Source organism: Shewanella ulleungensis, from assembly GCF_014648315.1.
Taxonomy (GTDB): Bacteria; Pseudomonadota; Gammaproteobacteria; order Enterobacterales; family Shewanellaceae; genus Shewanella; species Shewanella ulleungensis.
Genome location: NZ_BMQW01000001.1, coordinates 332,156 through 345,819 on the forward strand (window position 1 = coordinate 332,156; position 13,664 = coordinate 345,819).

At 40.6% G+C, this 13,664-nt stretch carries 8 protein-coding genes and 1 tRNA gene; 7 read left to right on the plus strand and 2 right to left on the minus strand.

Features of this window, described 5'->3' with window-relative positions; genetic code table 11:
• Positions 1-106: 106 nt before the first annotated feature.
• Positions 107-1,633 carry a catalase gene (locus IEY40_RS01440; protein WP_229776973.1) on the minus strand — a complete coding sequence of 509 codons (1,527 nt, stop codon included), beginning with the start codon at positions 1,631-1,633 and terminating at the stop codon, positions 107-109.
• 285 nt (positions 1,634-1,918) lie between these two features.
• On the opposite strand from IEY40_RS01440, the gene IEY40_RS01445 reads away from it, so the two are divergent.
• Positions 1,919-2,545, plus strand: coding sequence for an HD domain-containing protein (locus IEY40_RS01445; protein WP_229776974.1), 627 nt, complete (start codon positions 1,919-1,921; stop codon positions 2,543-2,545).
• A 23-nt stretch (positions 2,546-2,568) separates the two neighbouring features.
• Here IEY40_RS01445 and pabB read toward each other — a convergent pair whose 3' ends face one another.
• Positions 2,569-4,005: an aminodeoxychorismate synthase component I gene (gene pabB, locus IEY40_RS01450; protein ID WP_188952647.1), complete on the minus strand. Its 1,437-nt coding sequence runs from the start codon at positions 4,003-4,005 to the stop codon at positions 2,569-2,571.
• Positions 4,006-4,197: 192 nt separating this feature from the next.
• Here pabB and IEY40_RS01455 point away from each other — a divergent pair, with 192 nt between their 5' ends.
• The 6 genes from IEY40_RS01455 (at position 4,198) to IEY40_RS01480 (ending at position 13,526) form a co-directional block, all read left to right on the plus strand.
• Positions 4,198-5,754, plus strand: a complete 1,557-nt coding sequence (locus IEY40_RS01455; protein ID WP_188952649.1) for a fumarate hydratase — start codon at positions 4,198-4,200, stop codon at positions 5,752-5,754.
• Between the two features lie 207 nt (positions 5,755-5,961).
• A complete protein-coding gene (locus IEY40_RS01460) occupies positions 5,962-8,013 on the plus strand; it encodes a dipeptidyl-peptidase 5 (RefSeq protein WP_188952651.1) in 2,052 nt (683 codons plus the stop codon).
• Positions 8,014-8,486: 473 nt separating this feature from the next.
• Entirely contained in the window at positions 8,487-9,119 is a 633-nt protein-coding gene (locus IEY40_RS01465; RefSeq protein WP_188953454.1) for a YchE family NAAT transporter, read from the plus strand.
• Positions 9,120-9,368: 249 nt separating this feature from the next.
• Positions 9,369-9,458, plus strand: a tRNA-Ser gene (locus IEY40_RS01470).
• 133 nt (positions 9,459-9,591) lie between these two features.
• Positions 9,592-10,908, plus strand: coding sequence for a DEAD/DEAH box helicase (locus tag IEY40_RS01475; RefSeq protein ID WP_188952653.1), 1,317 nt, complete (start codon positions 9,592-9,594; stop codon positions 10,906-10,908).
• Positions 10,909-11,726: 818 nt separating this feature from the next.
• Complete coding sequence (locus IEY40_RS01480; RefSeq protein WP_188952655.1) at positions 11,727-13,526, plus strand: DUF885 domain-containing protein; 1,800 nt, start codon at positions 11,727-11,729, stop codon at positions 13,524-13,526.
• Positions 13,527-13,664: the final 138 nt, after the last annotated feature.

The following is a 13,664-nucleotide window of genomic DNA, read 5'->3' on the forward strand; positions in this document are numbered from 1 at the left end:
GTTGGAGATAGTCGTTATGTCAGCTGAGCTAGACTTTATCTAACCTTTGCAACAACACGACATATCTCAAACGTTAAGATGGTTATCCTCTATGATCTATAGGTCATTAAAGCTTATTGGCAATTTGTTTGACTAACGCTATATCACCACCAACCGCTTTAGTTAATCGAGTACCATAATCAACATCAGCCTTGTAAAAGTGGCTTAACATTTTGTGTTTAACATCATTGTTTTGCACTTTTGATAAGTCACCAGCTAAATTATTAATTAAGTTAGTTCGTTCTTGTTCAGTGAAACCACGATACAGCACACCGGCCTGTTCAAAATTCTGCTGCTTTTTAATTGCAGCTTGTTGTACATAGCCTTTAAGTTCAGTTTGGCTTCTACGCGCGATTGGATTCTCAACAACATTTTCATGACTTGGTTGATAATTGACATTACTTGTTGTGCTGCCGTAATTCATCGAACCGTCTTGGTTGTAGTTAACAACATCCACTTTAGTACGGTTAATTGGAAGTTGTTGATGGTTAGCTCCTAAGCGATACATCTGAGTATCGGCATAGGAAAATACACGTCCTTGAAGTAGCTTATCTTCAGACGGTTCAATACCGGGAATAATATTGGCTGGTGCCATTGCAACTTGTTCTGTTTCTTGAAAAAAGTTAGTTGGCATGCGGTTCAAGGTCATTGTACCGACTTTAGTTTCTTTTACGCCTAACCACATTTTAGTGGCGTCAAGTGGGTTATAGTCAAAGTCATCTAGCTCAGAAGGATCCAGAACCTTGATAAATAAATCCCATTTAGGGAAATTACCTTTGTTAATTTCGGCATATAAGTCACGTGTTAAATGTTGAAAATCTTGGCTTTGAACTTGTGCAACCTCTTTAGAGTCTAAGTTATCAATACCTTGCTGACTAACCCAATGGAACTTAACGTATTTAACATCACCAGATTGATTAATCATCTTATATGCATGCACACCCCAACCGTCCATTTTTCGAAGACTTGCAGGTGTACCATAATCACTATAAACCCAAGTTAGCATGTGAGTTGAACCAGGCTCATAAGAGAAAAAATCAAAAAAACGATTAGGGTCTTGAATATTATCAACAGGGGATGGTTTTAAAGAATGCACCATGTCTGGAAATTTGATTGCGTCACGAATAAAGAAAACGGGTAAATTATTACCCACCAAATCCCAGTTACCCTGGTCTGTATAGAATTTGGTAGCAAAACCTCGAGGGTCACGCAGCGTTTCAGGGCTTCCTTTAGAATGGATTACAGACGAGAAGCGCACAAATACTTCTGTTTCTTTACCTGCTTGTGCAAACGGTGCTGCAATGGTTAAGTCTTCTAACGCTTTAGAAGCAACAAATACACCATGGGCACCCGTTCCACGTGCATGAACAACTCGTTCAGGAATACGTTCACGAGCAAAACGCTGTAGTTTTTGGATTAAATGTACATCTTCTAATAAGACACTGCCGCTTTCGCCAGCTGTTATTGAATTTTGATTGTCACCTACAGCTGCACCATTGTCTTTTGTCAATGTTGTTGCCGCAGACGCGGGGAGTGCAATCGTTAATGCAAGTGCACTTAGGCTTAGCTTTAGGTGATTAGATGGTAGATTCATTATGACCTCATTTGTTTTGATTTTGCCGTTTTAAGTGGCTGTTTTTGTGCAAATGAGTGTATGGACTTTCTAAAAATAGGTAAAACCGATTAATTAGATGGTGCTAAACTTATAAACAGATTAAAGATAATGTCTCTGGTACGAGTTCATTATCACTCTGAATGTAGCCTTTAACTTTGTTAAACGCAGATGGTTAACCTAAATAGTCAGTTTTTATTGAATACTTGGCTAGATAGTTAAGTCACGTAATGTGCAGTTTACTTAACATGATGGTAGGTATGTAAGTTGATAGAAAACGTTGAAGATCAATTGATTGAATTTATTAAAATAGAAATGCAACAAGATTTAGCCCATGATATTAATCATGTGTTTAGGGTGGTTAATATCGCGAAAGAATTATGTTTATGCGAAGGTGCCAACATGGAGATTTTGTTACCTGCCGCGTATTTACACGATTGTTTTTCATTTGCTAAAAATCATCCAGATCGCGCTCAAAGCTCACTTTATGCTGCAGATAAAGCCATTACTTTTTTAGCCAGTATATATTATCCCGTAGCGCTACTACCTGCTATTCACCATGCAATAGTTGCTCACAGTTACAGTGCCAATGTTGAGCCCAAAAGTGTAGAAGCCCAAATCGTGCAAGATGCCGACAGGCTAGATGCTCTAGGTGCTATTGGTATAGCAAGATGTATACAAGTGAGCACTCGTCTTGGCGTAAACCTGTATTGCAATGACGACCCATTGTGTCAATTTAGACAACCTGATGATACTCAGTACGCCCTTGATCATTTTAAGACAAAGTTATTTAATTTGGCCGAAAGCATGCACACCCAATCGGCAAAAATTGAAGCTAAAAAACGAACCGAATTTATGAAAATTTATCTGGCCCAATTAAACAACGAAATATAACGTTCGTATTGAGTTTATTCGAGTTACTTTGCATTTAAACTCGCTAATAACGGCAAAATTTTACTGACTTTATCAAAACTCTCTTGGTATTCAGCTTTTACATTTGAATCTGCGACTATTCCGCCACCGGCCCAACAATAAATGTTGTTTTGCTCTGTAACTAACGTGCGAATAGTAATGCTAGTGTCCATGTTTCCGTCTTGGCTGATGTAACCAATACTGCCGCAATACTGATTTCGTCTTGATGGCTCTAACTCTTCAATAATTTGCATTGCGCGTATTTTAGGGGCACCGGTAATTGAGCCACCAGGAAAGGCAGCTTGCAGTAAATCAAAAGCATTATGATCGGCTGCCAGTGTGGCTGTAACCGTACTGACTAAATGATGCACCGCAGGGAAGCTTTCAATCGCAAATAAGGTCGGTACTTTTACACTACCTGGCGCAGCTACTCTGCCTATGTCATTACGCAGCAGATCGACAATCATGACGTTTTCAGCTCGATCTTTTTCCGATGTGCTCAATTTATTGGCTGCAAGTTGATCAAGTACGGGATCTGCACTGCGCGGCAAAGTGCCTTTAATGGGTTTTGTTTCAATATGATTATGCTGTAATTGTATAAAGCGTTCAGGTGAAATTGATAATACACAATGCTCGGGAAAGCGCATAAACGCAGAAAAGGGTGCTTGGTTGGCACGAGACAATGCACAATAAGCTTGCCATTCGTCACCTTGATATTGTGCTTCAAATCGCTGGGTTAAATTGATTTGGTAACAATCACCACTGAGTAAATACTGCTGCACCTGGTCAAATTTTTGTTGGTATTGATGCTCCGTTATCTGGTTTTGCCATGTCGAGGTTAAGATAAAATCATGTGGAGCTTTCTTAGGTTTATGTGTGTTTTCGAGTGACGATTTTATTTTTGATTGAATTAAATTCAATTCAACTTCCAGTGCGGTTTTACCATTAAAATGATATGCAAACCAAGAGCTTTTGGCATAACTGTACAGTAAGCAGAAATCATAAAAACCGATATTCATCTCTTTTAGATGAATATCCTTATTGGCTTTTTGCGGCAGCTTTTCAATGCTACGGCCTAAGTCATAACCCCATGCACCGACAGCTCCTACACTAAAGGGGTGCTCACATGCTTGCTGATATGGATACAGTAAATTATGGATATGGGCCAGGGTTTCAATGGGCGTCAATGCATCAGGATAGGTAATGTCGAGCTGCTTAATATTACTGTCTATTGCAGTAAACTGACACCGACCTTCGTCGCTGGTCAAGGTTGCTATAGGGTTAATGGCAATGATATCGAGCTTAGCATCAGGATGGTCGGCATTGGCTGAGTCGAGTAACATCGCCCACGGCTGATAGCAAAACAATGCGAATAACTGTTTAGTATCTATTTTCCAGTCCAGTTTTTGTCCGTAAAGTGCGTTTTTTGCTCGCGCAAACATCGATGACCCTTATCTAAAATGTGATGTAGCCCAAAAAGGATGGAAAGAGTATCATATTGGTCTAAATAGTTAACCTCAGTTTGGTAAGGGTTTAATTAGTCGCACTTAGTTTGATTAATAAATAGATAATTACTAATAATTTGTGGTTAAAGATAATAATGTTAGGCCGCAATGGCTGCTGGAGCGCCCAATATGTCGAGCAATACCCCTACAAGTACTTCTTCTCATCCTGTTGTGATTAAACAGGCTGACTTTATTGAAAGTATCGCTGATTCTCTGCAATACATTTCTTACTACCATCCAAAAGATTTTGTTGATGCAATGTTTAATGCTTACAAGCGTGAACAAAGCGCTGCGGCTAAGGATGCTATTGCGCAAATCTTGATTAACTCGCGTATGTCAGCAGAAGGTAAGCGTCCACTGTGTCAAGACACCGGTATTGTGACCACATTCGTTAAAATTGGTATGTCTGTACAGTGGGATAAAACAGACATGACGGTACAAGAAATGGTTGATGAAGGTGTTCGCCGTGCTTATACCAATCCAGACAACCCATTGCGTGCATCAATTGTTGCCGATCCTGCTGGTACCCGTAAAAATACTAAAGACAATACCCCATCTGTAGTGCACATTGACATGGTTGCAGGCAACCAAGTTGAAGTGATGATTGCTGCCAAAGGTGGCGGATCAGAAAATAAATCTAAAATGGCAATGTTAAACCCGTCAGATGACATTGCTGCCTGGGTTGAAAAAACGTTACCGACTATGGGGGCGGGCTGGTGTCCACCAGGCATGCTCGGCATAGGTATTGGCGGCACGGCAGAAAAAGCAGCAGTTATGGCAAAAGAGTCATTAATGGATCCTGTCGATATCCATGAGTTAATGGCACGTGGCGCAGAAACAACTGAAGAAAAATTACGTTTAGATATTTTTGAACGTGCTAATAACCTAGGCATAGGCGCCCAAGGTTTAGGTGGTTTAACAACTGTGTTAGACATTAAAATCAAATCAGCGCCAACTCATGCAGCCTCTAAACCTGTAGTGATGATCCCTAATTGCGCCGCAACTCGTCACGTGCATTTCCATTTAGATGGAACAGGTCCAGTTGATTTAACACCACCATCATTATCTGATTGGCCTGAAATCACTCGCGAAGCGGGTGAGAACACGCACAGAGTTAACCTTGATAACATTACACAAGCCGAAATCGAAACCTGGAAGAGCGGTGATACCTTATTACTTAACGGTAAAATGTTAACCGGCCGTGATGCTGCGCATAAACGTATTCAATCGCTGTTAGATTCTGGTGAAGGTTTACCTGAGGGGGTCGACTTTACCGGTAAGTTTATTTACTACGTTGGTCCGGTTGATCCAGTACGTGAAGAAGTGGTTGGCCCTGCAGGTCCAACAACGGCAACCCGTATGGATAAATTCACCGATATGATGTTAGACAAAACCGGTTTAATGGGCATGATTGGTAAATCTGAGCGTGGCCCAGAAACTGTAGCGTCAATTAAAAAACACAAAGCGGTGTATTTAATGGCTGTAGGTGGCGCGGCTTACTTAGTGTCTAAAGCCATTAAGAAAGCCCGTGTTGTCGCATTTGAAGACTTGGGAATGGAAGCCATTTACGAGTTTGATGTACAAGATATGCCAGTGACCGTTGCTGTAGACTCAAATGGCGTAAATGCTCACGAGACTGGCCCAGCGATATGGAAAGTGAATATTGCTAATAGCAAAGCTAAGTAAGCAATATTAAGCAAGTTACTATAAAGCATCGACAGGCTTGTTAAACAACAAGATGCCAATGTGATAAGACGCTCAGGTTTACAGCTTTTTACAAAAGGCCTGTTGCTTGAGCGTTTTGCTTTCGATAGTCTGCAATACATATTGATATGTTGAGCCTTAATCAGGTCCAACCTTATTTCTACCTAAAACAACTGAGACTCTATAACAATGAAAAAGTCCTCTGTATTATTTGCACTGGTTGCCGCCGGAATGGCAACGTCAGCGCTGGCTGCTGAGCCCACACCTTTTAATGTACAGCAATTGGTCAATTTAAATAAAGTCCATTCAGCTGCCGTGTCAAACGATGGTAAAAACCTTGTTTATGGCGTTAAAGTCGTTGATGAGAAAGGTGAGGCGAGTTCAGATCTATACTTACTCGATTTAAGCAATAAAAATGCAAAACCTAAGCAGTTAACTGCTGCCACGGGTACTGAACATGATGTGAGTTTTTCTGCTGATGGTCAGTCTATTTATTTTATTGCCAGCCGCACCGGCAGCAGTCAGTTATTTCAGTTAGCCCTCAATGGTGGTGAAGCCATCGCGGTAACTGATTTGCCTTTAGACGTGAATGGCTACAAATTGTCACAAGATGGCAAACAAGTGGTCATGACTATGCGTGTCTTTCCAGAGTGTAAAGACTTGGCGTGTTCTAAAGACAAATTTACTGCAATAGATGAGAGCAAAACTTCTGGCCGCGAATATAAGCAATTAATGGTTCGTCATTGGGATACCTGGGAAGACCATGCCCGTAACCATTTATTTGTGGCGCAATTAAACGGTAAAAAAATCACTGAACCGACAAATATTACCGCTAACCGCGACACTGAAACGCCTCCTAAGCCGTTCTCTGGTATGGAAGAAGTGACCTTTACACCAGATGGTAAGTATGTGGTTTATAGTGCAAAAGCGCCTAGTCGCGATCAAGCTTGGACAACGAACTATGATTTATGGCAAGTACCAGTAGCAGGTGGCGAGACGGTTAATTTAACAGAAGCTAATACCGCATGGGACTCACAGCCAACGTTTTCTGCCGATGGTCGTTATTTAGCGTACTTAGCCATGACCAAGCCCGGTTATGAAGCAGACCGCTACCGCATCATGTTACGTGACAACGTGACGGGCCAGGAAAAAGAAGTCGCACCACTGTGGGACCGCAGTGCAAGTTCGCTAAACTTCAGTGCTGATGGACGTACTTTATATGTCACTGCACAAGATGTTGGTCAGGTTACTATTTTTGAAGTAAACACCCAGTTTGGTGATGTGCGTCCTATTTATAATCAAGGCAGCAATAGCTTAATTGCGGTTACTAACAACAAATTGATTTTTCAAAAGTCATCACTGGTTGAACCAGGTGATTTATATAGTGTGACTGCAGAAGGTGAGCAACTCACTAAGCTAACTGATGTTAACAAAGAAAAACTGGCTAACATCACATTTGGTGAGTTTGAACAATTCAACTTTAAAGGTTGGAATGACGAAACCGTTCATGGTTATTGGATTAAACCGGCTAACTATGAAGAAGGTAAAAAATACCCCATCGCCTATTTAGTGCATGGCGGCCCACAAGGATCATTTGGAAACGGATTCAGTGGTCGTTGGAATGCCCAACTTTGGGCTGGTGCTGGTTATGGCGTGGTAATGGTCGACTTCCACGGTTCTACCGGTTATGGCCAAGCTTTTACTGACTCAATCGGCAAAGATTGGGGTGGTAAGCCACTAGAAGATCTTAAAAAGGGCATGGCTGCAGTTACTGCACAACAACCCTGGTTAGATGCTAATAATGCATGTGCATTAGGGGGGTCATACGGTGGGTACATGATGAACTGGTTCCAAGGCCAATGGAACGATGGTTTTAAGTGTCTTGTTAACCATGCAGGTCTATTTGACATGCGCTCAATGTACTATGTAACAGAAGAGCTATGGTTCCCGGAATACGAATTTGGCGGTTCGTACGATAAAAACAAAGAATTGTTTGAGAAGTTTAACCCAGTTAATTATGTTGAAAACTGGAAAACGCCAATGTTAGTCATCCATGGTGAAAAAGATTACCGCGTACCTTATGGTCAAGGCCTCGCGGCATACACTTACATGCAACGTAATGGCATTCCATCTGAGTTGTTAGTATTCCCTGATGAAAACCACTGGATTTTAAACCAGGATAACCTACAACAATGGTACAAAAATGTACTCGGTTGGATGGATCGTTGGACTGCAAAATAGTTATTGCAAAGAACTGATGTGATACCGTTAATATCACTTAACGGTATGATTCGATTTAAAAGAGATGCCAACTTCGGTGGCATCTCTTTTTTATGCCAATAATATAGTAACGTTAGAATTTTTCATCTTGATGCTTTTGTGTTCAACCCTGTTCTTTGTCGTTTTTAATACATATCTTTAGTTCATATAGCAGTCAAAATCATAGTTTGGATAAATATTCATCGGTATTGATGGTTTTAAGGCATAAAAACTCAGCGCACAGGTTCAAAGTGTAATAAAATTACTACAATGATAAAATTTCATAGCGTTTAATTAATTTATCAATGTGTTAATTCTACGTTCGCATTAGCTTTTTTATGGCAAAGTGGCGTGCAAATAGCAAAAAATCTCATTATGTAAATCAAACTGTTTCGGCTACATTAGCGCGCTCAGAATCGAGCTTCAAAACAGGTTGTATCAAGAGGGTTCAGTTAGTGGATTTTATGCTTTATATCAAGTTCTTTTTAGGGCTGTTAGCGATTATCAATCCGGTAGGGTTATTGCCTGTATTTGTAAGTTTGACGAGTCATCAAACGGAAGTTGAACGCCAACATACCAATCGTGTAGCAAACTTTGCTGTAGTGGTCATTTTATTGGTGACTATGATTGCCGGACAACATATTTTGAGTATGTTCAGTATTTCATTGTCTGCATTTCGTATCGCTGGTGGTAGCTTGATTTGTATTATTGCGATGTCGATGTTGCAAGGTAAAATCAGTGAGGTAAAACGTAACCAAGAAGAAGATCGAGAGTCTTCTGGTATGGAGTCTGTTGCGGTAGTGCCATTAGCGTTACCATTAATGGCCGGTCCTGGCGCGATTAGTTCTGTTATTGTATTTGCGGCTGAGCATAACCAAATGGTTAATTTCATTGGCATGTTTCTAACTATTTTAACCTTAGGCATTGTAAGCTGGGCATTATTTCGCATGGCGCCGGTGTTATTTAAGTTTTTAGGTAAAACCGGTATTAACGTCATCACCCGTTTAATGGGGCTGCTGATGTTGTCATTAGGCATTGAAGTGATTTCAGCAGGCGTGAAAGGCTTGTTTCCAACCTTGGTTGGTTAGATTTTACTTAAGTTGCCGAGCATTTGTGCAAACGCTTGATAGTGGGGTGATTTAGCTTGACCCGCTATCGGCATTTGCGTAAAGTACGCCACGATTAACATCGCAGCTTATTGATTGACGTTAAAAGCAACAACAGTGTGATGCTTAACTCAATACACAGTGTTAATGATTAAATTTATAACGCGTGTTTTGTGTAAATGTAACAAATAAATGGATTTGAATATGTCATGTATTTGAATCCGACAAATTGGTGAGCTGGCTGAGTGGCTGAAGGCGCACGCCTGGAAAGTGTGTTTAGGTTAATCCCTAACGAGAGTTCGAATCTCTCGCTCACCGCCATATATGAAAAAAGACGTCTTCGGACGTCTTTTTTCATTTCTAATAAGGGAATGTCACTCAAGTGTATTGACTGTTGAGTGGATGCTATACTGATCCCACGCTTTTTTCTGTCCTATTATAGAGTACTCATTTCATGCCATTTTCGACACTTGGATTACGCGACACTATTGTCAAAGCCTTAGCTGAAGTGGGTTATAGCAACCCAACGCCAATTCAACAACAAACCATACCGGTTATTTTACAAGGCAAAAACCTTCTTGCCGCTGCGCAAACCGGTACCGGTAAAACGGCTAGTTTTGTGTTGCCAATATTAGAACGTTTAGCCGACACGCAAACTGACCGCAAAAAACGCATCCGAGCACTTATTTTAACGCCTACCCGTGAGCTTGCTGTACAGATCCAAAGTAACATTGTGGCCTATGCTAAGCATGTGGGTGTGAGCTCGTTTGTGATTTACGGCGGCGTTGATGAAAAGCCGCAAAAACAAGCTTTACTTGATGGTGTTGATATTTTAGTGGCAACCCCAGGGCGTTTACTTGATTTATATACACAGCGTGCCGTGCACTTTGACGAGTTAGAAGTATTAGTGCTTGACGAAGCTGACCGCATGTTAGACATGGGCTTTATTGAAGACATTAATAAAATTATCGATAAACTTCCATCAGAGCGCCAAAGTTTATTGTTTTCTGCAACGTTGTCGAACCAAGTTCGTGCACTGGCGAAAACCGCGATTCATCGCCCAGTTGAAATATCAGTTATTGCAGATAAAAACTCAGCGCCAAAAATATCACAATGGTTAACCACGGTTGATAAAGACAAAAAGTCAGCATTATTAAGTCATTTGATTAAAACCGAGACCTGGGACCAAGCGCTAATTTTCATTGAAACCAAACAAGGTGCAGCGAAATTAGTTAGCCAGTTAGAAAAACGCGACATCGAAGCTGAATGCATTCACAGTGGCCGAAGCCAGCCAGTACGTGAACAAATTTTAGCCGACTTTAAGTCGGGTAAAATTAAATACCTTGTGGCAACGGGAATAGCGTCTCGCGGTATCGACATTGACGATTTATCACGGGTTATTAACTACGACTTACCGTATCCTGCTGATGATTATATTCACCGTATCGGCCGTACAGGACGAGCTGGTGCCGCTGGTGAAGCGATATCGTTTGTATCCAAAGATGATTTTAAAAACTTATGCATGATTGAAAGCCGTCTAGGTCACTTGCTTGAGCGTAAAGTCATTGACGGATTTGAGCCTAATAAGCCTGTGCCAGAATCGATTTTAAATCACATGCCTAAAAGTCGTCAAAATAAACCTAAAACGCAGGATGAAAGACCGACATTAAGTTTAGGTAAATCTAAAAGTGACAACACAGACTTTAGAAAATCCAAAACCCAGAAAACACCTGTTAAGAAAGGGCCAAAACCTAATCCTTGGAATTTATAAGTTTATTGCTTATTACAAATTGTCTAAACGTCTGCAGGCTTAGCGCTTATATATTAAGCGCTTTATCCAAATCACAACAACAGCTAACGAATCGCTTTTTTGAAGAAGGCAAGGGCAGTTATCTGCCAGTAATACATGTAGTGCTGGCAGATAATCTTCAAAGCACATTTTTTGTTAGGTTAAGTTTCACCATCTAAGTTAGTGGTAACGTGATAGGAAAATCGATTTCAAGCCAGCGAGTTTGACTGAGAAATCAAATTTGGCTTTGTCGCTCATGGTTGATATTTCGTCAAACACGGTTGGAGTGTCAAAAGGGGAAAAGATTTCAACAACGTTACATCATGCACTCGCTTGATGGTCATAAACATTGCACCTACCACAACAATACGTACGACATTATCGATAATGACTTCATCGATGCAGCACTGCATATCATCGTGCTCCGGTATAGTATGCACATCAACATTATGATCTTCATCCCTATGTTGCATGATTTTTTTTCTTATCTCTGTGATAGCCTTTTTTTAACCGTTTAGGAGCAGTCTAATGTGGCCCGATTGCATGTTGCCTCCACTGATAGGTACACACAATATGGTAGACAATAAAATAATGAGTGAATGACTAAAAGCGTCAGGATATAAGTGTAATTTTATGTCACAAAAGATGTCTAGTTGCTGCAAATAGTAAACGAACATGGTTAACTATATACATTGTAAAAATCATTTTTAAGCTTCAACGTTAACTCGATTGCTAACGTTAATACACAACGATTAAATACCAACCAAAAAATACAAAAACGATAAATTTAGGGATATAAAATGAATAAAGCATTATTGCCTTTGGCTGTCTCTTTTGCACTAGCAAGTTTGCTAGGCTGTAGCGACAATCAAACGAGTGTAGCAACAGAACAAACCACAGCACCAAAAGACGTTACAACACCAGTCGCAGCGGTAAAATTAAACTTTAATGATTATTCACAGCAGTTTATTGATGAGCTTTGGACCCTGTCGCCGACATGGGCGCTTTACAGTGGTAAACACGTTAATGATGGTTACCTCGAAATCCCAAATCAACAGAGCCGTGACAATACATTAGCCTTCGTTGATAAACAGCAAACAGCACTTGCACAATTTGACCCTCTGACTTTAACGGCGAATCAACAGATTGATTATAAATTGCTGGTTAATTTAGTCGAGTCGATGAAATGGGATGTACAACGTTTTAAAAGCTGGCAATGGGATCCGTCTAATTACAATGTGTCAGGTGGCTTTGCCCAAATCATTAACGAAGATTTTGCACCTCTTGATGAACGTTTAATATCAGTAATTGCCCGATTAGAAAATGTACCAGCATACTATGAAGCAGCAAGATCCAACATTAGCGATCCAACACTTGAACACACGCAATTAGCCATCATGCAAAACCAAGGTGCATTTTCAGTATTGTCAGATGCGCTCGTTAAACAAGTGGCAGGCTCAGGTCTAACGGCTGAACAAAAATCATTGTTTACCACGCGCTTTAACGCGGCGACTGCTGCAATAACACAGCACATTGAATGGTTAACTGCACTTGAAGTCAAACTGACTAAAGACGGTGCGCGTGATTTCCGAATTGGTGAAACCTTATACGAAGAAAAATTTGCCTTTGATATTCAGTCAGGCATGACAGCAAAACAGCTATACGACAAAGCGGTTGCAGATAAAAATCAAATCCAGCAAGAAATGGCCAAAATCACCACGAAAATTTGGTCTAAATATATCGAAACGCCACAACCTGCAGATGACAAATTAGCCATTCGTCAATTAATCGATGTGTTATCGGCTAAACATGTTAAACGCGAAGACTTTGTAGAGGAAGTGCGTAAACAAATCCCTGAGCTGATTAAGTTTGTTAACGACAAGCAGTTAGTTACCCTTGATCCTAAAAAGCCGTTAATTGTGCGTGAAACACCAGAGTACATGCGCGGTTTTGCTGGGGCGTCAATCAGTGCACCAGGGCCTTACGACCAAGGCGGAAATACTTACTACAATGTCTCGCCGTTGGATGGCATGAGTGATGAATCGGCTGAAAGCTATTTACGTGAATACAATCACTGGATTTTACAGGTGCTTAATATTCATGAGGCTATTCCTGGCCATTACACTCAGCTCGTGTATTCAAACCAATCTCCAAGCCTTGTAAAAAGTTTATTTGGTAACGGGGCGATGATAGAAGGTTGGGCTGTATACACTGAGCGCATGATGCTAGAAGAGGGGTATGGCGATTTTGAACCTGAAATGTGGTTGATGTATTACAAGTGGAATCTACGTGTTATTTGCAACACAATTCTTGATTACAGCATCCAAGTGAATGGTATGGGCGAACAAGACGTGATTAATTTACTTGAAAACGAAGCGTTCCAACAACGCGCTGAAGCTGAAGGTAAATGGCGCCGTGCAACATTAAGTCAGGTACAGTTAACGAGCTACTATGCCGGCTATCGAGAAATTTATGATTTCCGTGAGCAACAAAAAGCCAAGTTAGGCGATGATTTTGACTTAAAAGAGTTCCATGAAACATTTTTAAGTTATGGCAGTGCGCCAGTGAAGTTTATTAAGCAACTAATGACCGAAAAATAACCATCAGGGTTGTCACTAGTATTAACAAAATGGTCTGAATATTCAGGCCATTTTTTATTCTTGAATAAAAGAATGACTATAATTGTGACACAGGAATATAGTCAGTTGTTAACTATTGTGATAATCTAAATAGAAATC